The organism is Pseudonocardia humida, assembly GCF_023898865.1.
GTDB lineage: Bacteria > Actinomycetota > Actinomycetes > Mycobacteriales > Pseudonocardiaceae > Pseudonocardia > Pseudonocardia humida.
Map to the genome: position 1 here is coordinate 31607 of NZ_JAGSOV010000015.1, position 22876 is coordinate 54482.

The 22876-nt window shown below is 74.4% G+C and carries 25 protein-coding genes; 11 read left to right on the plus strand and 14 right to left on the minus strand.

Going from position 1 to position 22876, the window contains the following annotated elements; translation table 11 throughout:
* Positions 1-16 precede the first annotated feature (16 nt).
* Positions 17-1174: an acyl-CoA dehydrogenase gene (locus KDL28_RS06835; RefSeq protein WP_252436388.1), complete on the minus strand. Its 1158-nt coding sequence runs from the start codon at positions 1172-1174 to the stop codon at positions 17-19.
* A gap of 59 nt (positions 1175-1233) precedes the next feature.
* On the opposite strand from KDL28_RS06835, the gene KDL28_RS06840 reads away from it, so the two are divergent.
* Complete coding sequence (locus KDL28_RS06840) at positions 1234-1938, plus strand: TetR family transcriptional regulator (RefSeq protein ID WP_252436390.1); 705 nt, start codon at positions 1234-1236, stop codon at positions 1936-1938.
* Between the two features lie 36 nt (positions 1939-1974).
* On the opposite strand, the gene KDL28_RS06845 is transcribed toward KDL28_RS06840, so the two are convergent.
* Positions 1975-2877, minus strand: coding sequence for an EamA family transporter (locus KDL28_RS06845; protein ID WP_252436391.1), 903 nt, complete (start codon positions 2875-2877; stop codon positions 1975-1977).
* Positions 2878-2955: 78 nt separating this feature from the next.
* Here KDL28_RS06845 and KDL28_RS06850 point away from each other — a divergent pair, with 78 nt between their 5' ends.
* On the plus strand, positions 2956-3828 hold the full coding sequence (locus KDL28_RS06850) for a LysR family transcriptional regulator (protein WP_252436393.1): 873 nt from the start codon (positions 2956-2958) through the stop codon (positions 3826-3828).
* 267 nt (positions 3829-4095) lie between these two features.
* Here the strand turns inward: KDL28_RS06850 and purE are convergent, their stop codons facing one another.
* Both purE and KDL28_RS06860 read right to left on the minus strand, forming a co-directional pair.
* Complete coding sequence (gene purE / locus KDL28_RS06855; protein WP_252436629.1) at positions 4096-4581, minus strand: 5-(carboxyamino)imidazole ribonucleotide mutase; 486 nt, start codon at positions 4579-4581, stop codon at positions 4096-4098.
* A 19-nt stretch (positions 4582-4600) separates the two neighbouring features.
* Complete coding sequence (locus KDL28_RS06860; protein ID WP_252436631.1) at positions 4601-5803, minus strand: 5-(carboxyamino)imidazole ribonucleotide synthase; 1203 nt, start codon at positions 5801-5803, stop codon at positions 4601-4603.
* 63 nt (positions 5804-5866) lie between these two features.
* Here KDL28_RS06860 and KDL28_RS06865 point away from each other — a divergent pair, with 63 nt between their 5' ends.
* Positions 5867-6391 carry a GtrA family protein gene (locus KDL28_RS06865; protein ID WP_252436395.1) on the plus strand — a complete coding sequence of 175 codons (525 nt, stop codon included), beginning with the start codon at positions 5867-5869 and terminating at the stop codon, positions 6389-6391.
* Between the two features lie 3 nt (positions 6392-6394).
* On the opposite strand, the gene KDL28_RS06870 is transcribed toward KDL28_RS06865, so the two are convergent.
* On the minus strand, positions 6395-7666 hold the full coding sequence (locus KDL28_RS06870; protein WP_252436396.1) for an ATP-binding protein: 1272 nt from the start codon (positions 7664-7666) through the stop codon (positions 6395-6397).
* Between the two features lie 6 nt (positions 7667-7672).
* On the minus strand, positions 7673-8329 hold the full coding sequence (locus tag KDL28_RS06875; protein ID WP_252436398.1) for a response regulator transcription factor: 657 nt from the start codon (positions 8327-8329) through the stop codon (positions 7673-7675).
* A 45-nt stretch (positions 8330-8374) separates the two neighbouring features.
* Here KDL28_RS06875 and hisN point away from each other — a divergent pair, with 45 nt between their 5' ends.
* The gene (hisN, locus tag KDL28_RS06880; RefSeq protein WP_252436399.1) at positions 8375-9184 is read left to right on the plus strand and encodes a histidinol-phosphatase; all 810 of its coding nucleotides are present in this window, start codon (positions 8375-8377) and stop codon (positions 9182-9184) included.
* Between the two features lie 160 nt (positions 9185-9344).
* Positions 9345-9806 carry a MaoC family dehydratase gene (locus KDL28_RS06885; protein ID WP_252436401.1) on the plus strand — a complete coding sequence of 154 codons (462 nt, stop codon included), beginning with the start codon at positions 9345-9347 and terminating at the stop codon, positions 9804-9806.
* Positions 9807-10006: 200 nt separating this feature from the next.
* On the opposite strand, the gene KDL28_RS06890 is transcribed toward KDL28_RS06885, so the two are convergent.
* From KDL28_RS06890 to KDL28_RS06905, 4 genes are all read right to left on the minus strand, one after another.
* Complete coding sequence (locus tag KDL28_RS06890; protein ID WP_252436402.1) at positions 10007-11179, minus strand: LLM class flavin-dependent oxidoreductase; 1173 nt, start codon at positions 11177-11179, stop codon at positions 10007-10009.
* A 78-nt stretch (positions 11180-11257) separates the two neighbouring features.
* Positions 11258-12214 (minus strand): hydroxymethylglutaryl-CoA lyase, encoded by a 957-nt coding sequence (locus tag KDL28_RS06895; RefSeq protein WP_252436404.1) that lies wholly within the window; start codon positions 12212-12214, stop codon positions 11258-11260.
* Positions 12204-12689: a PH domain-containing protein gene (locus KDL28_RS06900; RefSeq protein WP_252436405.1), complete on the minus strand. Its 486-nt coding sequence runs from the start codon at positions 12687-12689 to the stop codon at positions 12204-12206. The genes KDL28_RS06895 and KDL28_RS06900 overlap by 11 nt, the downstream gene beginning before the upstream one ends.
* 29 nt (positions 12690-12718) lie before the next feature.
* Positions 12719-13537, minus strand: a complete 819-nt coding sequence (locus KDL28_RS06905; RefSeq protein ID WP_252436406.1) for a biotin--[acetyl-CoA-carboxylase] ligase — start codon at positions 13535-13537, stop codon at positions 12719-12721.
* A gap of 200 nt (positions 13538-13737) precedes the next feature.
* Between KDL28_RS06905 and KDL28_RS06910 the strand changes: the two genes are divergently transcribed.
* The 6 genes from KDL28_RS06910 to KDL28_RS06935 all read left to right on the plus strand — a co-directional run bounded on the left by KDL28_RS06910 (position 13738) and on the right by KDL28_RS06935 (position 17094).
* Entirely contained in the window at positions 13738-15381 is a 1644-nt protein-coding gene (locus tag KDL28_RS06910) for an acyl-CoA carboxylase subunit beta (protein ID WP_252436408.1), read from the plus strand.
* A 24-nt stretch (positions 15382-15405) separates the two neighbouring features.
* Entirely contained in the window at positions 15406-15645 is a 240-nt protein-coding gene (locus KDL28_RS06915; protein ID WP_252436409.1) for an acyl-CoA carboxylase epsilon subunit, read from the plus strand.
* Between the two features lie 307 nt (positions 15646-15952).
* On the plus strand, positions 15953-16126 hold the full coding sequence (locus KDL28_RS06920; protein WP_252436411.1) for a hypothetical protein: 174 nt from the start codon (positions 15953-15955) through the stop codon (positions 16124-16126).
* 61 nt (positions 16127-16187) lie between these two features.
* Complete coding sequence (locus KDL28_RS06925; protein ID WP_252436412.1) at positions 16188-16490, plus strand: hypothetical protein; 303 nt, start codon at positions 16188-16190, stop codon at positions 16488-16490.
* Positions 16491-16646: 156 nt separating this feature from the next.
* A complete protein-coding gene (locus tag KDL28_RS06930) occupies positions 16647-16853 on the plus strand; it encodes a hypothetical protein (protein ID WP_252436414.1) in 207 nt (68 codons plus the stop codon).
* A gap of 58 nt (positions 16854-16911) precedes the next feature.
* The gene (locus KDL28_RS06935) at positions 16912-17094 is read left to right on the plus strand and encodes a hypothetical protein (RefSeq protein WP_252436416.1); all 183 of its coding nucleotides are present in this window, start codon (positions 16912-16914) and stop codon (positions 17092-17094) included.
* Between the two features lie 99 nt (positions 17095-17193).
* On the opposite strand, the gene KDL28_RS06940 is transcribed toward KDL28_RS06935, so the two are convergent.
* The 4 genes from KDL28_RS06940 to KDL28_RS06955 form a co-directional block, all read right to left on the minus strand.
* Positions 17194-18372, minus strand: coding sequence for a vWA domain-containing protein (locus tag KDL28_RS06940; RefSeq protein WP_252436417.1), 1179 nt, complete (start codon positions 18370-18372; stop codon positions 17194-17196).
* Positions 18373-18478: 106 nt separating this feature from the next.
* Positions 18479-19360, minus strand: coding sequence for an AAA family ATPase (locus KDL28_RS06945; RefSeq protein ID WP_252436419.1), 882 nt, complete (start codon positions 19358-19360; stop codon positions 18479-18481).
* Positions 19357-20481: an XdhC family protein gene (locus KDL28_RS06950; RefSeq protein ID WP_308215939.1), complete on the minus strand. Its 1125-nt coding sequence runs from the start codon at positions 20479-20481 to the stop codon at positions 19357-19359. Before KDL28_RS06950 ends, KDL28_RS06945 begins: the two co-directional genes overlap by 4 nt.
* A gap of 7 nt (positions 20482-20488) precedes the next feature.
* Positions 20489-22828: an aerobic carbon-monoxide dehydrogenase large subunit gene (locus KDL28_RS06955; protein WP_252436652.1), complete on the minus strand. Its 2340-nt coding sequence runs from the start codon at positions 22826-22828 to the stop codon at positions 20489-20491.
* Positions 22829-22876 lie beyond the last annotated feature (48 nt).

Sequence of the window (22876 nt, forward strand, 5' to 3'; positions counted from 1 at the left end):
GGCTGGGGAGCGGGGGCTAGCCCTTGAGCAGGGCCCGCGCCATCACCAACCGCTGGATCTGGTTGGTCCCCTCGTAGATCTGGGTGATCTTGGCGTCGCGCATCATCCGCTCCACCGGGAAGTCCTTCGTGTACCCCGCGCCGCCCAGCAGCTGCACCGCGTCGGTGGTGACGCTCATGGCGGTGTCGGAGGCCAGGCACTTGGCGGCGCTGGAGATGAAGCCGAGGTTCGGCTCGCCGCGCTCGGCGCGCGAGGCGGCCACGTAGACCAGCTGGCGGGCGGCTTCGACCTTCATCGCCATGTCGGCCAGCATGAACTGCAGGCCCTGGAACTCGGCGAGGTGCTTGCCGAACTGCTTGCGCTCCTTGGCGTAGGCGACGGCGATGTCCAGCGCGCCCTGGGCGATGCCGACGGCCTGGGCGCCGATGGTGGGGCGGGTGTGGTCGAGGGTGCGCAGGGCGGTCTTGAAGCCGGTGCCCTCGGCGCCGATGATCCGGTCGGCGGGCATGCGGCAGTCGGAGAAGTAGATCTCGCGGGTGGGCGAGCCCGCGATGCCGAGCTTGCGCTCCTTCGGGCCGACCTCGAAGCCGGGGTCGTCGCGGTGGACGACGAACGCGGAGATGCCGTTGGCGCCCTTCCCGGGGTCGGTGACCGCCATGACGGTGTACCAGGTCGACTCGCCCGCGTTGGTGATCCAGCACTTGGTGCCGTTCAGCACCCAGTCGTCGCCGTCGCGGCGGGCGCGGGTCTTCATCGCGGCGGCGTCCGAGCCCGCCTCGCGCTCGGAGAGCGCGTAGCTGATCATGGCCTCGCCGGTCGCGATCGAGGGCAGGACCCGCTTCTTCAGCTCGTCGGACGCCGACAGCAGGATCGGGGTCATGCCCAGGCCGTTGACCGCGGGGATCAGCGACGACGACGTGCAGACCCGGGCGACCTCCTCGATCACGATGCAGCCGGCCAGCTCGTCGGCGCCCTGACCGCCGTACTCCTCGGGGATGATCACAGCCTGGAAACCGGCCTTGACCAGGGCCTCGTGCGCCTCGGTCGGGAAGCGGACCCGCTCGTCGACGTCGGCTGCGTGCGGTGCGATCTCCTTCTCCGCCAGCGCGCGCACGGCGTCGCGGAGCGCCTCGTGCTCGTCGCTCAGCCGGTAGGTATCGAATGCGGGATCCACCCGACCCACGGTAACGGCACTCCGTGCCATTAGCAAGGCGCGCTGCTACCCTCCGTGCCATGACCGACGCCATGCCGGCCACCCGGACGCGCCGCGGGAGCTCCGCGCAGGGGCGGGCCGAGGTGCGCCGCGAGCTGGTCGCCGCGGCGGCGCGGCTGTTCGACGAGCGGGGCTACGAGGACACGACCGTCGACGACATCGCGGGCGCGGCGGGCGTCGGGCGGCGCACCTTCTTCCGGTACTTCCGCAGCAAGGAGGACGCCATCTCGCCCGACCACGAGGGCGCGCTGGCCCGGGTCGCCGAGGTCTTCGCCACCGCGCACGCCGGCGAGCCGACGACGGCGCTCGTCATGCGGGCGGGCGAGACGGTCTTCGAGCTCTACACCGCCGACCCGGCGCTCTCGCTGCGCCGCTACCGGGTGACCCACCAGGTCGCCGCGCTGCGCGACCGCGAGTCGGCCAGCGTCGACCACTACCGCAGGCTGTTCACCCGCAACCTCCGGCAGCGCTTCGCCGGCTCGCCCGATGGCGACATGCGGGCCGCGGTGACGGCGGCGGCCGTCGTGGCGGCGCACAACCTGGCGCTGCGCGAGTGGCTGGCCGCGGGGGCGCCGGACGACGGCGGGCGCTCCTGCCGGGAGCGGTTCCGCGAGGTGGCCGCGCTGCTGCCCGGCGAGCCCGTCCGCCGGGCCGACCCGCTGCACGCCGTCGCCCAGCGCCTGGAGGCCGCGGCCGACCGGCTGGAGCGCTCCCGGCTCCCCTGATCGGGCTCGGCAGCCGATGCGCCGTCCGGGCGAGCCTCACGCGCGGCGGCCGCCGCCGGGGTCGAGCTGGCCGGCCAGCAGCGCGGCCAGGGCCAGGGCGAACCCGGCCAGCTGGACGGCGCTGAAGGTCTCGCCGAGCACCAGCGCCCCGAGGGCCGCGGCGACCAGCGGCGAGAGCAGGCCCAGCAGGGCGGTCGCGGTGACCGGGAGCGCCCCGATCCCGCGGAACCACAGCGTGTAGGCGATCAGCCCGCCGACGCTGCCCAGCCACAGGTAACCGGCGACCGCCGGAGCGTCGACGTGCGCCGGGACCCCTTCGACCAGCAGCGCGAGCGGGAGCAGGACCAGGCCACCGGCCGTCAGCTGCCACCCGGCGAAGGCCATCGGTCCGACGCCGGGCGGGCGCCCCCAGCGCTTGGCGAGGGTCGTGCCCGTGGCCATGGCGGCCGCGCCGCCCAGACCCGCGGCGAGCCCGACGGCGTCGAACGCGGCGGACGGGCCGAGGACCACGAGCCCGACCCCGACCACGCCGGTGACGCCCCAGCCCAGCCGCCAGGCCGAGATGCGCTCGTGCAGCACCGCGCCGGCCAGGCCGACGACCAGGATCGGCTGCACGGCGCCGAGGGTCGCGGCGACGCCGCCCGGCAGGCGCTCGGCGGTGAGCAGCAGCAGCGGGAAGAACGCGCCGACGTTCAGCGCGCCGAGCGCCGCGGTCCGCCCCCACCAGGCACCGCGCGGCAGCGCGCGGGTCAGCGCCAGCGCGACGATCCCGGCGGGCAGCGCCCGCAGGAGCGCGGCGAACAGCGGGTGCTCGGCGGGCAGCAGTTCGGTGGTGACCAGGTAGGTGGTGCCCCACACGGCCGGGGCGAGGGCCGTCGCGGCGGTCATCGCCGCCCGTCCGCCGACCGCGGTCCGCGGCGACGAGGTCGCTGTGCTCATGGTTCGAGCCTCACCGCGGACCATCGATGCGTCCAACACATCCTTGCCATGCCGTCGATCGATGAGGACGATCGATCGATGGAGCTCCAGCAGCTGCGGTACGTGCTGGCGGTCGCCGAGACCGGCGGCTTCACCCGCGCCGCCGAGCGGTGCTTCGTGGTCCAGTCGTCGCTGAGCCACCAGATCGCGAGCCTGGAGCGCGAGCTGGGGGTGCGGCTGTTCGCCCGCACCAGCCGCCGCGTCGAGCTCACCGCGGCCGGGGAGGCGTTCCTGCCGGCCGCCCGGCAGTGCCTCGACGCCGCCGAGCGCGCCGGGGCCGACGCCGCCGCCGCGGTCGGTGAGGTGCGCGGGCGGTTCGCCGTCGGCGTCATCCCGGCCACGACCGGCGTCGACCTCCCGGAGGCGCTGCAGCGCTTCCGGGCGCGGCACCCGCGGGTGCGCATCGCGCTGCGCGTCGGGGCCAGCGACGAGCTCGCGGCGCAGGTCCGCGAGGGCGGTCTCGACCTCGCCGTGCTCGGGCTGCCCGAGACCGACCGGCCCCGGGGCGTGCGCGCACACGAGCTCGTCCGCGAACGGCTCGTGGCCGTCGTCGCGACGGGGCACCCGCTCGCCGGGCGCACGGCGGTGGACCTGGAGTGCCTGGCCGAGGAGACCTTCGTCGACTTCCCGGCCCGGACCCCCGGCCGGGCGCAGAGCGACCGGGCCTTCGCCGCCGCCGGGCTGGTCCGCGACGTCGCCTTCGAGGTGCCCACGGCCGACCTGGTGGCCCGGATCGTCGGCCGGGGCCTCGCCGTCGCGCTGCTGCCGGCCGCCTTCGCCCGCGACCGGGACGGGCTGGCCACGATGCCGGTCGTCGACGGGCCCGGGAGGGTCGAGTTCGTGGTCTGGAGCGACTTCAACCCGACGCCCGCGACCCGGGCGTTCCTCGACGTGCTGGAGATCCCGCACTGACGGGACCCGGCCGGGTCCGGACATGCGTGATCCCCGGGCCGCACCGAAGCATGCGTACGCCGAGCTGGACGGGCTCGGGCCCGGGGATCACGGGTGACTGCCTGGGATTCGCCGGCACCACGCCGGCTTCCACAAACGGTCGGAGACTAGTCCTGTGGTGCTAGCGGACAGCCACCTCACATGTCCAATGGCTAATCAACTTTGGACCACCTCCTCTCACGTGTACGGCCACACTACGACTGCGCGACCGCATCTCGCCACGTGTTTTCAGCGGTTCTCCGGCGGCTCCACGCGCTCGCGCAGCGCCGCATCCTTGACCAGCACGGATCGCTCCAGCTCGGCCTGGAACCCAACCATTCGGCGTAGCAGGTCGGGGTCGCCGGCGGCCAGGATCCGCACGGCGAGCAGCCCGGCGTTGCGCGCGCCGCCGACCGCGACCGTGGCGACCGGCACCCCGGCCGGCATCTGCACGATCGACAGCAGCGAGTCCAGCCCGTCCAGGCGGGCCAGCGGAACCGGGACGCCGATCACCGGCAGCGGGGTGGCTGCGGCGACCATGCCGGGCAGGTGGGCGGCGCCCCCGGCCCCGGCGATGATCACCTTGAGGCCGCGCCGCACAGCACCCGTGGCGTAGTCGAGCATCCGTTGCGGGGTGCGGTGCGCGGAGTAGACGCCGACCTCGTGCGGCACGTCGAACTCGGCGAGCGCCTCGGCGGCCGCGGACATCACCGGCCAGTCCGAGTCGCTGCCCATGATCACGCCGACGGTGGACTCAGGCACGCGCCGCCTCCCCGAGGTGCTCGGACCAGCCGTCGGCCCAGGTCGCACTGGCCAGCCACTCGGCGGCCAGCGCGGCGCGGGCGCGGACGGCGGCCATGTCGTCGCCGAGGAACGTCACGTGGCCGACCTTGCGGTCGGGCCGCTCGGCCTTGCCGTAGAGGTGCACCTTCGCGTCCGGGAAGCGCGCGAACAGGTGGTGCAGCCGCTCGTCGGTGCTCATCGCCGGGGCCTGCGCGGCGCCCAGCACGTTCGCCATGACGACCGCGGGCGCCGTGGGCGCGGTGGCGCCCAGCGGGTAGTCGAGCACGGCGCGCAGGTGCTGCTCGAACTGCGAGGTGCGCGAGCCCTCGATCGTCCAGTGCCCGGAGTTGTGCGGGCGCATCGCCAGCTCGTTGACGACCAGCTCGCCCGCGGTGCCCTCGAACAGCTCGACGGCCAGCAGCCCGGTGACGTCCAGCTCGGCCGCGACGCGCAGGGCCAGGTGCTGGGCCTCGATCGCCGAGTCCTCGGACAGCCCCGGCGCCGGGGCCAGCACCTGCACGCACTGCCCGCGCTCCTGCACCGTCTCCACCACCGGCCAGGCCGCGGCCTGCCCGAACGGCGAACGGGCGACCAGCGCGGCCAGCTCCCGGCGCATCGGCACCGCGCGCTCGACCATCAGCGGCGTCCCCGCGTCGAGCAGCCGGGCGACCAGGTCGGCGTCGAGGGCGTCGAGCATCCAGACGCCGCGCCCGTCGTAGCCGCCGCGCACCGCCTTGAGGACGACCGGCAGCCCGTGCTCGGCGGCGAACCGCTCGACGTCGGCCGGCTCGCGCACGGCGGCGAACTCCGGGACCGCCAGCCCGAGCCCGGCCAGCCGCTCGCGCATGACCAGCTTGTCCTGGGCGTGCAGCAGGGCGTCGGGCCGCGGGTGCACCGCGACCCCGGCGTCGACGAGCGCGCGCAGCCGCTCCTGCGGCACCTGCTCGTGGTCGAGGGTGACCGCGGAGCACCCGGCGGCGAACGAGCGCAAGGCGACAGCGTCATCCGGGCTGCCGATGCGGACGTCCGAACAGACCAGAGCGGCGGGGTCGCCCGGCCCAGTGGCCAGTACCCGCAGTGACTGGCCGAGCGCGATGGCGGACTGCTGCGTCATCCGCGCGAGCTGTCCCGCCCCGATCATCCCGACGACGGGGAGCTGGCTGGTTCCGGGCACGTCCACGATGGGCAGAGCCTACCTGCGGGGCGGGCACCGATCCGGTCTGGCACGATCGAGCAGGTGTCCGTGGTCGAAACCGTGCTGGCCGCCATCCCGCAGCCGTACCGGAGCGTTGCCGTCAAGCACCGCGAGCTGCTGAAGTTCGCGCTGGTCGGTGGCACCACGTGGATCATCGACACGGCGGTGTTCCTGGTGCTCAAGGCCACTGTGCTGGCGGAGAAGCCGATCACCGCGAAGATCATCGCAGTGCTGGTGGCGACGATCGTGTCCTACGTGCTCAACCGGGAGTGGTCGTTCCGCACGCGGGGCGGGCGCGAGCGCCACCACGAGGCCGCGCTGTTCTTCATCGTCAGCGGCATCGGCGTCGCCGTCTACACCGCCCCCCTGGCGGTCTCCCGCTACCTGCTGCTCCTGCGCGTGCCCGAGGTGAGCCTGCTCACCCAGGAGATCGCCGACTTCGTCAGCGGCCAGATACTCGGCGTGCTCGCCGGCATGGCGTTCCGCTGGTGGGCCTTCCGCCGCTTCGTCTTCCCCGACGAGGGCGTGCGCCGCCAGGTCTCCGCGGGCGCCGAACCCCGCCTCTGACCCTCAGCGGGGAGTCGCGGGCGTGCGGGGCGCGCCCATCACGTCGTCCGCACGGGCGGCCGGCAGGAAGATCGTGAACATCGCCGGGCGGGCCCGGGACAGCTCCAGGCGCCCCCCGTCGGCCTCGACGAGCGCGCGGGCCAGCGCCAGGCCCAGGCCGGTCGACGAGCCCACCGAGACACCGCGGTCGAAGACGTGCGGCACCAGCTCCTCCGGGACGCCGTGACCGGTGTCGCTCACCTCGACCAGCAGGCTGTTCTCCGTCGAGCGGGCGCTCAGCGTCACCGTCCCGCCGCCGTGCTGGATCGCGTTGTCCACCAGCGCGCCGACCGCCTCGCGCAACCGGGCGGGCGTCACCCTGGCCAGCAGGCCCGCCGGCAGCCGCACCCGCAGCGCCCGCCCGGCCGCCCGCAGCGCCGGGCGCCACTCGTCGGCCACGGCGCTGAGCGCCTCCTTGAGGTCCTGCAGCTCGGCCCCGGCCGCGCGGGCCACCCGGGCCGCCTCCAGCAGCTCGTCGAGCACGGCGGCCAGGCGCTCGGTCTGCTCCAGCGCGGCGAGCGCCTCCCGGCGCGCGCTCGGGTCGGGGTGCGTGGCCAGCTCGTCCAGCCGCAGCTGCAGCGCCGTCAACCGGCTGCGCAGCTGGTGGGACACGTCGCCGACGAGCGTGCGCTCGCGCTGGACGAGGTCGGCCAGCGCCACCGCCGAGGTGTCGAGCACGTCGGAGACGCGGTCCAGCTCGGGGATGCCGTGCCGGTGCGGCGTCGCCCGGAAGTCGCCGGCGCCCAACCGGGCGGCCCGGTCGGCCACGTCGCGCAACGGCTCGGCCAGGCGCTGCGCGGTGACCGTGGCGACCACCGTCCCGGTCCCGATCGAGAGCACGACCAGCAGCAGCACGACCGCCGTGACCTGCAGCTGCTCGGCCCGCATGACGTAGCGCGGCTCCGCCATGGTGAGCGAGCCACCCGGCCCGAACGGCAGCGCCTCGGCGACCGGATCGGGGCCCGGGTCGGCGCCGAAGACCTGCCGGGGCTGCCCCGACGGCTCCAGCGTCAGCTGCCCGCCGGGCGGCACCGACAGGTCGATCGCGGTCTGGTCGATCTGGTCGAGCGTCGCCGAGCCGTCCAGCCGCTCGCCCAGCTGCTCCAGCCGCGACGTCAGGTCGGCGCGGTGGAAGTCCTCCACGAGCCGCCACGTGGTGATGGCCAGCGGCCCGCCCAGCACGAGCGCGGTCAGCGCGACGACCAGCAGCGTCGACTGCAGGATCCTGCGGCGCACGCCGGGTCAGTCGTGGTTGAAGCGGAAGCCGACGCCGCGCACGGTCGCGATCCGCCGCTCGCCGCCGATCTTGCGACGCAGCCAGGACATGTGCATGTCCAGCGTCTTGGACGTCTTCATGTCCGGGTCGTTCCACACCTCGCGGAGGATCTCCTCCCGGGTGACGACCTGCCCCGCCCGCATCAGCAGCACCTTGAGCAGCTCGAACTCCTTGTTGGCCAGCCCGACCTCGGCCCCGTCGACCAGGACGCGCCTGCCCGACAGCTCCATCCGCACCCCGCCCACCTCGACCGACTCCGGCGTCAGCCTGCGCAGCAGCGCCCGCACCCTGGCCAGCAGCTCGGCCAGCCGGAACGGCTTGCCCACGTAGTCGTCGGCGCCCGCGTCGAGACCGACGACGAAGTCGACCTCGTCGGTGCGCGCGGTGAGCATCAGGACGGGCAGGTCGGGGTGGTCGAGCCGGACCCGCCGGCACACCTCCAGCCCGTCCATCCCGGGCAGGCCGAGGTCGAGGACGAGCAGGTCGACGTGGCCGGAGCGGACCCGGTCCAGCGCGCCGAGCCCGTCCTCGGCGACGTCGACCGCATAGCCCTCCCGCTGCAGGGCCCGGGACAGCGGTTCGGCGATGGCGGCGTCGTCCTCCGCCAGCAGGACGGTGGTCACCTCGCCACAGTACGCACGGCCGCTGATCACTGGGATGCTGCCGCGGTGGACGCCGATCACCGTCAGGACCTGAAGGCCGACCTCGAGCTGGCCCTCGCACTCGCCGACGCCGCCGACGCCGTCACCCTCCCCCGGTTCCGCGCCGCCGACCTGCGCGTCGACCGCAAACCCGACCGCACTCCCGTCACCGACGCCGACACCGCCGCCGAGACCGCCCTGCGCGCGCTGATCACCGAGAACCGCCCCGACGACGCCGTGCTCGGCGAGGAGGAGGGCGGCGACCTGTCCTTCGACGGGCGCGGCTGGGTGCTCGACCCGATCGACGGCACCAAGAACTTCTCCCGCGCCATGCCCGCCTGGGCCACCCTCATCGCGCTGACCGTCGACGGCGACCCGGTCGTCGGGGTGGCCAGCGCCCCCGCCCTCGGCAGGCGCTGGTGGGGCGCGCGCGGCCTCGGCGCCTGGACCAGCGACGCCCCCGGCGCCGACCCCCGCCCGATCACCGTCTCCGGCGTCCGCGAGCTGGACGACGCCTACCTGTCCACCACCGACCTGCGCGTCTTCGGCCAGCAGGGCCGCATGGACCGCTGGCTGGCCCTGGTCGACGCCTGCTGGGAGACCCGCGCCTTCGGCGACTTCTGGCAGCACTGCCTGGTCGCCGAAGGCGTGCTCGACGTCGCCGTCGACGCGATCGTCAACCCGTGGGACCTGGCCGCGCTGGTGCCGATCGTCGCCGAGGCGGGCGGGCGGATGACCGGGCTGTCCGGGACCGGCACGTTCGCCGAGGGCGACGGCATCGCCACCAACGGCCTCCTCCACGACCCCGCCCTCGCCCTCATCGGCACCCACCCCTGACCCACCTCCGCCCCTCCCCTCCCCCGATGTCAGGAAAGCCACGTTCAGGACGCCTCGTGTCCTGAAGGTGGCTTTCCTGACATCGGGGCGCGGAGCTGGTGGTCGCCGAGTCGGTGGGGCGGGGTGGTCGGAGGCGCGGGTGGCGGGCGAGGATCGGGGGGTGCAACTGGCCTTCGAGGACTTCACCCCCGGGCGCGTGTTCCAGCTCGGGACGACCGTGGTCGACCGCGAGGAGATGCTCGCCTTCGCCCGCCGCTTCGACCCGCAGCCCTTCCACGTCGACGAGGAGGCCGCCAAGGAGTCGATCTTCGGTGGGTTGGCGGCGTCGGGGTGGTTCACCGTCGGCCTGTGGATGCGGGCCTACGCGGACGGGGTGCTGAACGGGGCCACCTCCCTCGGCTCCCCCGGCGGCGAGGAGATCGCCTGGCCCGCCCCCGTCTTCGCCGGCGACGAACTGGTGGCGACGATGGAGGTGCTCGAAGCGCGGCGCTCGCGGACGCGGCCCGGGGTGGGCTTGGTGCGGCTGCGGGCGCACCTGCGGCGGGGGGAGCAGGAGGTGTTCCGGAGCACGTTCACCGGGATGTTCGGGACGCGGGACGGGGGTGGGGCTGCGTCGGGCTGACGGGGCCGGGGTGCCGGGGCCCGCTGAAGGGCGGGCGGAGGTGATCGACATGCGCGAGATGTACGTGGTGCACCTCGACCGGCCGGAAGAGGTGCCTCAGGTACATCTCGCGCGCGAGGCCCGCCCAACCACCCGGACGACGCCGCCGAATCCGCCACGTAGCACCGGCGAACCCCGACCGCGCCGAACGCCCCAGCCCGTCAGCCCTTGTCCGCCAGCTCCTTCTGGTACTTCTCGGTCATGTGCGCCACCGCGGCGTTCTGCTGGTCGGCGTGCCCCGAGCGCACCTCGCTCGCCCGGGCCTTCGCGTCCAGGGTCGCCTGGGCCTGGCCCTGGAACCGGGGCATGACGTGCTGGGCGATGAGCTCGTAGGAGCGGCGGGTGGCCTGGGGGTTGGCCCATTCGTGGGCGAGCAGCAGCATCGCGCCGAACCCGCCGTTGGACTGGTCGACGAGGCGCTGCACCTGGGCGGCGGCGTCCTCGACGGTGCCGATCGCGCCGATGCCGGCCTCGTTGACGAAGTCGATCATCTCCTTGACGTCGCCGCCCTCCACGGCCATCTGCGGGAACGCGGCGACCTTCTGGAAGTAGCGGAACCACTGCTCGATGCCGTGCTCGACCTCCTTGTAGGCCTGCTCGCGGGTCTCGGCGACGTGCATCAGCCCGACCAGCCGCCACTTCGCGCGGTCGACGGTGGTGCCGAAGGTCGCGGCGCGCTCCTCCATCACGCCCCAGTGGTGGGCCAGCGCGTCGAAGCCCTCCTTGGTCAGGGTGGCCCCGATGGACAGCAGGCCCAGGCCGTGCCGGCCGGCGAGGCGGGGACCGGTGGGCGAGGCGACGGCGGCCACGGCCACGTCGAACAGCGGGTCGGAGTACGGCCGCAGGTGCAGCCGGGCGTCGATCAGCTTGTGGGTGCGGGTCTCGGCGTTGACCGGCTCGTCGCCGCGCAGCAGGCGCATGACGATGTCGAGGTTCTCCTCGAGCAGCTCGCGGGTGTCGGTGGGGTTGAGGCCGATCATCGCCGAGTCGGTGGGCAGCGAGCCCGGGCCGACGCCGAGCATCACCCGGCCGCGGGTGAGGTGGTCGAGCAGCACCATCCGCTCGGCCACCCACAGCGGGTTGTGGTAGCTCAGCGACGTCACGCCGGTGCCGAGCCTGATGTGCCGGGTCCGCTCGGCGGCCGCGGCGATGAAGATCTCCGGCGAGGCGATGATCTCCGAACCCGCCGAGTGGTGCTCACCGATCCAGGCCTCGTCGTAGCCGAGCTCGTCGAGGTGCTCGACCAGGCGCAGGTCGCGCTGCAGGGCGGTGGTCGGGTTCTCCCCCGCTGGGTGGAACGGGGCGAGGAAGATGCCGAAACGCAGTCGGGCCACGGGGGTGCTCCTGTCGTCGCTGACGGATCAGCTCGACGCTAAGCGCCGCCGTGGCCCCGGTCACGGCCCCCTGACTGATCAGGCAGGGTCGGCCAACGCCCGGACTACCCGCGATGGCGACGGACGGCCCAACATCTGGGCCATCCAGACGCTGGTGTCGACCAGCGTCGGCAGGTGCACCCCGTGCTCGATGCCGAGCCCGTCGAGCATCCAGACGAGGTCCTCGGTGGCCAGGTTGCCGGTGGCCGACTCGGCGTACGGGCAGCCGCCCAGCCCGCCCGCGCTGGCGTCGACGGTGGTGACGCCGCGGCGCAGCGCGGCCAGGGTGTTGGACAGCGCCTGGCCGTAGGTGTCGTGGAAGTGCACGGCGAGCCGGTCGACGCCGGTCCCGTCGGTCGCGCAGGCGTCCAGCACGGCGTCGACGTGGCCGGGGGTGCCGACGCCGATGGTGTCGCCGAGGGAGATCTGCTCGCAGCCCATCTCCACGAGCCGTCGGGAGGCCGCCGCGACCTGCGCGGGCGCGACGGCGCCCTCCCACGGGTCGCCGAAGCACATCGACACGTACCCGCGCACCCGCAGGCCCTCCTCGACCGCCCGCCGGACGACCGGCTCGAACATGGCGAACTGCTCGTCGAGGCTGCGGTTGAGGTTGCGCCGCGCGAACGTCTCGGTGGCGCTGGCGAAGATCGCCACGTGCGCGACGCCGGCGTGCAGGGCGCGGTCGAGGCCCCGCTCGTTGGGCACCAGCACCGGGTAGTCGACGCCGTCGGCGCGGTGGAGCGCGGCGAGCAGCTCGGTGGCGTCCGCGAGCTGGGGCACCCACCTCGGGTGCACGAAGCTGGTCGCCTCCAGGACGCGCAGGCCGGCTGCGGCCAGCCGGTCGAGGAACTCGACCTTCACCCCGACCGGCACCGTCCCGGACTCGTTCTGCAGCCCGTCGCGCGCGCCCACCTCGTAGATCGTCACGCGCTCCGGCAGGCCGCCCGCGGGGACCACCATCGGCAGGGCCGGTTCCGGCACGGTCTCACGATTCATCCGCCACCTCCGCGTAGAGCATCGAGTGCACGCGCTCGACGTCGGGCACGTCGTCGAACTCCAACGGTTCCTCCGACGCCGACTCGATGATCAGCGTGCCGCAGCCCAGCAGGCGCTCGAGCAGCGTGTGCCGGAACTGCACGCTGCTGATGCGGCTCATCGGGATGTCGATGCCGTGGCGGGTGAGCACGCCCTCGCGGATGAGCACCCGGCGAGTGGTGATCACGAAGTGGGTGGTGCGCCACCGGATCACCGGGACCACGGTCAGCCAGACGACCAGCACCAGTGCCAGCGCGCCCAGGCCGAGCCACGCCCACGGCGCCCACGGCTGGATGCTGACCAGCGAGGCCAGGAAGCTGCCCAGACCGACCACGACCAGCAGCACCAGCACCGGGACGATGAGCAGCTTCCAGTGCGGGTGCTTGTGCATGACGACCTGCTCGCCGTCGACGAGGAGGCCATCGGGGTACGCCACGGGCCCAACCTACCGAGCGCGCCGGGTGCTCAGCCCCCGGTGCGGTCGGCGGGTCGGACGTGCACGACGTCGCCCGCGGCCACGGCCCGGCGGTGCCCCGCCGCGTCGAGCAGCAGCAGGCGACCGTCGCGGTCGACGTCCTCGGCGATGCCGACGATCGACGCCGCGGCCGGCAGCTCCACCCGGACCTCGGAGCCCAGGCTGAGGCAGCCGGCCCGGTAGTCCGAGCGCAGCCGGTGGGCGTCGGGGTCGCCGCGGGCCTCGCGCCACTCGGACTCCCGCTCCGCCAGCCGCCGCAGCAGCGTGACCAGCACGTCGGTCCGGCCGGCTGCGCAGCCCTCCGCGGCGAGGCTGGTGGCCGTCGGGGTGTGGGGCGGGACGTCGGTGACGTTGAGCCCGATGCCGAGCACGACGGCCGGGCTGACGTGGCCTGCGACCTCGGCCAGGATGCCGGCGACCTTGCGCTGCTCGGCGCCGACGAGGCAGTCGTTGGGCCACTTGAGCCCGGCGGTCGCCACGCCGAGGTCGCGGACCGTGTCCAGCACGGCCAGCCCGGCCAGCAGCGGCAGCCACCCGAACCGGGACGGCGGCACGCCCTGCGGGCGCAGCAGGACGCTGACCGCGATGCCGGTGCCGGCCGGGGCCGCCCAGCTGCGGGTCAGCCTGCCGCGTCCGGAGTCCTGGTGGTCGGCGGTCAGCACCGCGCGGTCGGGGGCGCCCGCGGCCGCGGCGGCGAGGAGGTCGGCGTTGGTCGAGCCGGTGCGCTCCACCACGTCGAGCGTCGCCCACGGGCCGACCACGGCCGCCCGCAGGGCGTCGACGTCCAGCGACTGGTCGGTCCGGTCCATGGTCGGGACGCTACCGGCGGGGCTCGACCGGTGACCGCGGACGACGGTGGTTGCGCGGGTGCGCGCGACGGACGGCCGGGTGCCGTCGCCGGACGCCGGGGCGGGCCGTTCCGCCGCTGGTGGGCACCGTCCGGGCCGCGACGAGTGACGCGGGCCGCTTCCGGAGCGTCCCGACGCCACCACCCGGTTAGGGTGCCGCCATGAGTGCCGCGACCGAGCCGCTCGCCGACCCCGCCGGTGCCGCCGGGGGCGAGCCCGACATCCACACGACGGCGGGCAAGCTGGCCGACCTGCACGCGCGCGTCGAGGCGGCGGTGCACGCGGGCAGCGAGACGGCGGTCGAGCGCCAGCACGCCAAGGGCCGCCAGACCGCCCGCGAGCGGATCGACCAGCTGCTCGACCCCGGCTCGTTCGTCGAGCTGGACGCGCTGGTGCGGCACCGGTCGACGAACTTCGGGATGGAGGCCAAGCGCCCCTTCGGCGACGGCGTCGTCACCGGCACGGGCACCGTCGACGGCCGCCCGGTCGCGGTGTTCAGCCAGGACGCCACGGTGTTCGGCGGTTCGCTGGGCGAGGTATACGGCGAGAAGATCGTCAAGGTGATGGACCTGGCCACCAAGATCGGCTGCCCGGTCATCGGGATCAACGACGGCGGCGGCGCGCGCATCCAGGAGGGCGTGGTCGCGCTCGGGCTCTACGGCGAGATCTTCTACCGCAACGTGCGGGCCTCCGGCGTGATCCCGCAGATCTCGCTGGTGATGGGCCCGTGCGCGGGCGGCGCGGTGTACTCCCCGGCGATCACCGACTTCACCGTGATGGTCGACGGCACCAGCCACATGTTCATCACCGGCCCCGACATCATCAAGACCGTCACCGGCGAGGAGGTCGACTTCGAGGACCTCGGGGGCGGCCGCGCGCACAACACCAGGTCCGGGGTGGCGCACTACCTGGCCGACGACGAGGCCGACGCGATCGGCTACGTCAAGGAGCTGCTGGGCTTCCTGCCGTCGAACAACCTCACCGAGCCGCCGTCGTTCCCGGCGCCGGAGCCGGTGGCCGGCACCATCGCCGACTCGCTCACCGACACCGACCTCGAGCTCGACACGATCGTCCCGGACTCCCCGAACACCCCCTACGACATCCGCGGGGTGATCGAGCGGGTGCTCGACGAGGGCGAGTTCCTGGAGGTGCACGAGCTGTTCGCGCCGAACATCGTGGTCGGGTTCGGGCGCATCGAGGGCCGGTCGGTCGGGATCGTGGCCAACCAGCCCACCCAGTTCGCCGGCTGCCTCGACATCGACGCCTCGGAGAAGGCCGCCCGGTTCGTGCGCACCTGCGACGCGTTCAACGTGCCGGTGGTGACGTTCGTCGACGTGCCGGGCTTCCTGCCGGGCACCGAGCAGGAGTGGAACGGGATCATCCGGCGCGGCGCCAAGCTGATCTACGCCTACGCCGAGGCCACCGTCCCGAAGCTCACCGTCATCACCCGCAAGGCCTACGGCGGCGCCTACGACGTCATGGGCTCCAAGCACCTGGGCGCCGACGTCAACCTGGCCTGGCCGACGGCGCAGATCGCGGTCACCGGGGCAGCGGGCGCGGTGAGCATCCTCTACCGCAAGGAGCTGGCCGGGCTGGCCGGCGACGAGCTCGCCGAGAAGCGCGCCCAGCTCCAGCAGGAGTACGAGGACACGCTGGCCAACCCCTACATCGCGGCCGACCGCGGCTACATCGACGGCGTCATCCCGCCCTCGCACACCCGCGGCCAGCTCGGCCGGGCGCTGCGCCTGCTGGCGACCAAGCGCGACCAGGCCCCGGCCCGCAAGCACGGCAACATCCCGCTCTGACCACGACCCCACCGAGGAGGCGCGATGAGTGAGGATCCGTCCCCGCAGGAGCGCCGCGCGCTGTTCCGGGTGGTTCGCGGGGAGCCCGACGACGTCGAGGTGGCCGCGCTGACGGCGGTGCTGGCCGCGGTGGCGGCCTCGGCGGGCGACGACCGGGCGGCGCCCGCCGGGCCGGCGAGCACGTGGGCCGACCCCGCCGCCCGGCTGCGCGCACCGCTCGCGGTGGGCCCGAACGCCTGGCGCACCTCCACCTGGCCTCGCTGACCACAGCCGCAAGGCGACCTCAAGTCACCCTCAACCCGCTGGCGCCCCCGACGTGACCGGGGCCACACTCGACGTCATGAGCAGCGCAGACCTCCTCCTGACCGTGCAACTGGGGCTCCTGCTGCTCGTCGTGCTCGCCGTGGCCGTCGGCCGGGCGGACGTGGACGAGGACGGGCGCGACGGCGTCGAGCTGTAGGCCGCCCGTTTCCTCAAGTCCTTCCCAAGATCCTGGCTACCGCACTGTGATCCACGCAATACTCGGCAGCACAGGACATCGGAGCAAGGAAAGACGGAACGGGGGAATGTCATGAACATCGTTTTCCTCATCGTGGCCATTCCGGCCATCATCATCGCGGCGGTGCTGTACGCGACGGTGGCGGAGATCCGCCACAACCGGATGCGCCGTTCCCGCTGGGACCTGCGCGGGACGACCCTGAAGAACGACGGGCCGGAGCTCCTGCCGGCCGGCCGCGGCGACTGAACCGCGCGGCCCGGAAAGCAGCATCCACGACGTCTCGAACCGGGGGGAAACGATGGAAGCAATGGGAATGATCGTGGTGATCACGCTGATCGCACTGGTCGCCGTGTCCGGGATCGCGATGGCCCGCCGCGAGCGGTACCGCGGAAACGGCGGGCTCCGCAACGGCTCCTCCTACGGCGGATTCCTGGGTGGCGCCCCCGGCGGGCACCACTCCCACCACCACGGCGGTTCGTCGGGCGGCGGGTGGGGCGGCGACGGCCACGGCTGGTCCGGCGACTCCGGCGGCGGCTCCTTCGGCGGCGGCTTCTCCGGCGGCGGTGGCGACGGCGGAGGCGGCGGAGGCGGGGGCGGGGGCGGCTGCTGATCCGAACGGCCCGGTGGTCGCGACCACCGGGCCGTTCGCGTCCCCGGAGCGGCGGTCCGTATCTGCCGCGGCACCCGGCGGCTCGAAGCACGCAGGCACCGACGCCGCGCACCCGCGCGGGATCCCGGTCGTGCGCCGGGACGGGGAGGGGACGAGATGGCCGCAGCGCTCTCGACGGCACTCTCGGTGGCCGGCGTGTTCCTGGTCGCGCTGAGCCCGTTGCTGGTGGCGATGGTCGTGGCCCGCGCCCTGCACTGGGTGGGCGGGGGCGGCCGGCACCGCAGGCGCGGCCCGGCGCGGCCCGAGCCGGGCCCGGCGGACGCCCCCGACCCCACCGCACCACGATTCAGAGACCGGCCGTGACCAGCCGCCGACGCGGCGTCACGGAATAGTTCGGCGGGATTGCGGGAATACGCTATCCATGAGCGAGGTGCTGCTGTTCGGCCTGGTTGCGGCCATCGTCGTGGGCACGATTCTGTACGCGGTCGTGGCGGAAATGCGGCACAGCCGCACCCGCCGCTCGCGCACGGAGCTGCGGTCCGCGCGCTCCCACCTGCGGTTGCGGCCGACCGGTCGGCCGTTCCGCCCCGCCGGCACCCCCTGACCTGCACGATCCTCAGTCCGCCGCGCGCCGCGCCGTCCGCACGGGCGCCGTGGTGCGGCCGGTCCGGAGGGCTCCGGACCCGGTCGGAAACGGTGCCGATCACCCCGCCGGGCGCGAATCGCGACCGGCCCCGCGCAATGCGGCCACCAACTCGTCGAGCGCATCCAGGCGGTGCGCGCTGACGACCGCGTCGCAGTACGGCCACGCCGCCGCCATCCCGCCCACCAGCGGGCGGTATCCGGCGTGCCTGGTGCGGGGGTTCGCCCACACGATCCGGTGCGCCCGCCTGCGCAGCCGGGCCATCTGGCGGGCGAGCTCGGCGGGGTCGCCGGTCTCCCAGCCGTCGCTGACGACCAGGACCACCGCGCCGCGGGCCATGCCCCCGCCGTGCAGGTCGAGGAAGCGCCCGAGCGCCTCCCCGATCCTGGTCCCGCCCGACCAGTCCGGCGCCAGCCGGGCCGCGCGCTCCAGCGCCACCGCCGGACTGGTGCGGGCCATCACCCTGGTCAACCGGGTGAGCCGGGTGGCGAACGTGAACACCTCCGCGCGCTGCGCCCCCGTGGCGCAGTAGAGCAGCTGCAGCAGCGCCCGGGCCCACGGCTCCATCGACCCCGAGATGTCGCACAGCACGACCAGCCGCCGCGGGACGCTCCGCCGCGCCCGGCGGGCCAGCCGCACCGGATCCCCGCCCGTGCGCCGCGCCGCCCGCAGTGTCCGCCGCAGGTCGACGTGCTGCCCGTGGGCGGCCCGGCGGGTCCGCCGCGACCGCCGCGGCGGCGTCGCCAGCCGGAACCGGCGCATCGCCACTGCGAGCAGCGCGAGCTCGTCGGGACCGAGGGCGTCGAAGTCGCGGTCGGCCAGCCGCTCGGCGCCCGACGCCGCCACCGGCATCCCGACCTCCCGCGCCGGCCCCTTCCCGCGACCGCCCGGGGCGCCCCGGGGCGCCCCACCCCCGGCCGCACCCCCGACCCGGCGCCCCGGGCCTGCCCCGTCGTCCGGCTTCCCGTCCTCGGTCGGCGGCGCGGTCGGGTCGCCGCGCCGGACGTCGTCGGTGAGGCCGCCGAAGACCTCGGCGAACACCGCGTCGAGCAGGGGCAGCTGCGCCGGGTCCGAGACGAGCGTGGCCCGCGCGCACGACAGCAGCCGCGCCGCCGTCCCCGGCGCCACCGCCACCACCGCCCCCGCGAACCGCTGCGCCCCGTCCGGGCCCACCGGCAGCCCCGCGGCCCGGCACCGGTCCACGAACCCCGCCGCCACCCCCGGCAGGTCCGCCCCCATGCCCACCCTCACCCCCACGTCCCCGCCGCCCCGTCCCCCCGCTCCTGGTTCAGGAACGGGGGCAAGCGGCGGGCGCGAGGCGCGGTGCTGGGATGGGTGGGGTGGGTCATCGGGGTGCGACGAGGGCGTCCAGGCCGCGCTCCCGGGCCGTCACCGCGTCCTCGTCGTACTTGAGCACCGTGCCGAGCGTGCGTTCGGCGGCGGCGGCGTCCAGCTCCGCCACGCCGAGCACGTGCAGCGCCGTGGTCCAGCTGATCGCTTCGGCCACGCCGGGGGGCTTGAGCAGGTCGAGGCCGCGCAGCCGCTGCACCGCCCCGGCCACCCGACCGGCCAGCCACTGCGCCGCCCCCGGCACCCGGCGCCGGACGATCTCGGCGACGCGGTCGGGGTCGGGGTAGCCGATCCAGTGGTAGAGGCAGCGGCGCTTGAGGGCGTCGTGCAGGTCGCGGGTGCGGTTGGAGGTGAGCACCGCGACGGGCGGCACGATCGCCCGCCGCGTCCCCAGCTCCGGGATCGTGACCGCGGACTCGGCGAGCAGCTCGAACAGGAACGCCTCGAACTCGTCGTCGGCCCGGTCGATCTCGTCGATGAGCAGCACCGCGGGCCGGGGGCCGGGGTGGTCGATCGCGGCGAGCAACGGGCGGGCCAGCAGGTGCTCGGCGGTGAACAGGTCGGTGTCGCGCAGCTGCTCGCCGCGCGACTCGGCGAGCCGGATCGACAGCAGCTGGCGCGGGTAGTTCCACTCGTAGAGCGCCTCGGCGGCGGTGATGCCCTCGTAGCACTGCAGCCGCAGCAGCGGGGTGTCGAGCAGGTCGGCCAGCGCCTTGGCCGCCTGGGTCTTGCCGACGCCGGGCTCGCCCTCCAGCAGGATCGGCTGGCCCATCCGCACCGCCAGGAACAGGGCGGTGGCCAGGGAGTCGTCGGTCAGGTAGCCGGTGGCGTCGAGGCCGGCGCGCAGGGCGTCGACGTCGGCGGGGAGTCCGGTCACCTCGGGTACCGGTCCGGGTCGGCCAGGTAGGCGTCGCGGCAGCCGGACCCGCAGAACCACACCGACCGGTCGCCGACAGCGACCGACGGCGTCGGCTCGGCCGCCACTACCTCCATCCCGCACACCGGGTCGACCGCCGGCGCCTGCCGCGGCCGCGGCATCGCCCCGGGTAGCGGCCCGCCCGGTTCAGGAAGGCCACCTTGCTGAACCGGCGGGTCAGGAAGGTGGCCTTCCTGGCCTGTGTGGACCTGAAGGTGGCCTTCCTGAACCCGAGGTTCATGAAGGTGGCCTTCCCGAACCTGCGGGAGGGGGTCGGTGGAGCGGGCGGCCACGATCTGCGCGTAGATCGACACGGCGATCTCGTTCGGCGTGCGGGCGCCGATGTCGAGCCCGGCCGGGGCGTGCACCCGCTCGACGTCGGCCGCCCCGCGGGCCGCCACCGCGCCGAGCACCCCGGCGGCGCGGGCGGGGCTGGCGACCAGGGCGATGTAGGGCACGCCCGCGGCCAGCGCGGCGGCCAGCACCTCCTCCTCGTCGTGGCCGTGCGAGGCCACGACGACGGCGGCGGGGTCGGCCCCGCCGGCGGCAGGCGGGGGGGACCCCACCCCCCCGGGGGGGGGGCGGCGCGCCCCCCCCCCGACGGCGGCGGTGTCGGCGGGCAGCGGCGCCGCCGGGTCGTCGACCACCCGGACGTCGTGGTCGAGCGCCCCGCCGAGGCGCACCAGTGCCCGCGCCACCGGCGACCGCCCGCAGACCAGCACCAGGGCGGGCGGCAGCACCGGCTCCAGGAAGATCTCCAGCGCCCCGCCGGACAGGCACGGGTTGTCCACCACCCGCACCCCGGGTGCCGCGGGCGTCGAGCCCGCGCCGCCCGGGGTGATCCGCAGGAGGCCGGCCTCCCCGGAGGTCAGCACGCGCAGCGACTCGGCGCGGGTCGTCGACTCCGCGCAGGAGCCCCCGACGAAGCCCTCGATCGTGCCGTCGGCCAGCACCAGCGCCTGGTCGCCCGGACGGGCGCTGGTGGGCCGCTCCGCGCGGACCACCGTGGCCAGCACGAACGGCGTGCGGCCCGTGCGCAGCCGGCTGGCCCGGTCGAGCAACCTGCCGTCGGCCATCGTCATCCGCCCGTCAGTCGATGGCCAGGTCGGTGCGGATCGGGTCGCCCCGCATCGCCCGCCACACGTGCGCCGGGGTGAGCGGCATGTCGGCGTGCCGGACGCCGATGGCGTCGAGCACCGCGTTCACCACCGCGGGCGGCGACCCCACGGTGGCCGACTCCCCGACGCCCTTGGCCCCGATCGGGTGGTGCGGCGAGGGAGTGACGGTCTCCCCCAGCTCCCACGACGGGCACTCCATCGCGGTGGGCAGCAGGTAGTCCATGAACGACGCGCCGAGGTGGTTGCCGTCGGAGTCGAACGCCATGAGCTGCATCAGCGCCATGCCGACGCCGTCGGCGAGGCCGCCGTGCACCTGCCCCTCGACGATCATCGGGTTGATCCGCACCCCGCAGTCGTCGACGGCGATGAACCGGCGCACCTTCACCTGCCCGGTGCCCGCGTCCACGTCGACGACGCAGATGTAGGCCCCGCACGGGTAGGTCAGGTTGGGCGGGTTGTAGACGCAGGTGGCGTCCAGGTGGCCCTCGACACCGTCGGGCAGCTCCAGGTCGGAGTGGGCGGCCATGGCGATGTCGGCGATCGCCGCGGACGCCGACGGGTCGCCGGCCACCTGGAAGCGGCCCTTCTCCCACTCCAGGTCGTCCGGCGAGACCTCCAGCATCGCCGCGGCGACGATCTTCGCCCGCTCCCGGACCTTGCGGGCCACCATCACGGTGGCGGCCCCGGACACCGGGGTGGACCGCGACGCGTAGGTGCCCAGCCCGAACGGGGTCTGGTCGGTGTCGCCCTGGACGACCTCGATGTCGTCGGGGGAGATGCCCAGCTCCTGCGCCACGATCTGGGCGAAGGTCGTGGAGTGGCCCTGGCCCTGGCTCATGCAGGACAGCCGCAGCACCGCCTTGCCGGTGGGGTGCACCCGCAGCTCGGCGCCGTCGGCCATGCCCAGGCCGAGGATGTCCATGGTCTTGCGCGGCCCGGCGCCGACGGCCTCGGTGAAGAACGAGATCCCGATCCCCATCAGCTCGCCGCGCTCGCGCTTCTCGGCCTGCTCGCGGCGCAGCTCGGCGTAGCCGGCGATGTCGAGGGCCTTCTGCAGGGTCCTCGGGTAGTCGCCGGAGTCGTACTCCCAGCCCAGCGCCGTGGTGTACGGGAACTGCTCGGGCTGGACCAGGTTCTTCATCCGCAGCTCGGCCGGGTCCCAGCCCTGGTCGCGGGCCAGCACGTCGACCAGCCGTTCGATCAGGTACACGGCCTCGGTGATCCGGAACGAGCAGGCGTAGGCCACCCCGCCGGGCGCCTTGTTGGTGTAGACGCCGGTGACCTGGCAGTGCGCGGCGGCGATGTCGTAGGAGCCGCTGAACACGTGGAACAGCCCGGCCGGCATCTTGGACGGCTGCGCGGTGCCGTTGAAGGCGCCGTGGTCGGCGAGCACCTTCACCCGCACCCCGAGCAGCTTCCCGTCCTTCGTCGACGCGATCTCGCCGCGCATGTGGTAGTCGCGGGCGAACGAGGTCGCCATCAGGTTCTCCGAGCGGTCCTCCACCCACTTCACCGGCACGCCGGTGACGATCGTGCCGACGACCGCGCACACGTAGCCGGGGTAGATGCCGACCTTGTTGCCGAACCCGCCGCCGATGTCCGGCGCGATGATCTGGATCTTGTGCTCGGGCAGGCCCGCGACCAGCGCGTACACCGTGCGGTGGGCGTGCGGGGCCTGCGTCGTGGTGTAGACGACGAGCTTGCCGGTCACCGGGTCCATGCTGGCGATCGAGCCGCAGGTCTCCATCGGCGCCGGGTGCACCCGCGGGTAGAGCATGTCGCACTCGGCGACGACGTCGGCGCGCGCGAAGACGTCGTCGGTGGCCGCGGCGTCGCCGGCCTCCCAGTCGAAGATGTGGTTGTCGGTGCGGCCGTCGAGGTCGTCGCGGATGACCGGGGCGCCCTCGTCGAGCGCGGTGCGCGCGTCGATGACGGCGTCGAGGGGCTCGTAGTCGACCTCGATCAGGCCGAGCGCGTCGCGCGCGGCGTAGCGGTCCTCGGCGACGACGAACGCCACCTCCTGGCCCTGGAAGCGCACCTTGTCGGTGGCCAGCACGGCCTGCACGTCGTGGCTGAGCGTCGGCATCCAGGCCAGCCCGAGCCCGGCCAGCGTCTCGCCGGTGATCACGGCCTTGACCTTGGGGTGCGCCTCGGCGGCGCTGGTGTCGATCGAGACGATGCGTGCGTGCGCGAACGGGCTGCGCAGGATCGCCCCGTGCAGCATCCCGGGCAGCGCGATGTCGTCGAGGTAGCGGCCCTGGCCGCGGATGAACCGGGCGTCCTCCTTGCGCCGCATCGAGCCGTAGCCCATGGGCGTGGACGCGCAGACCTGGGTCGGGGCGACCTCGGTGGGGGCGGT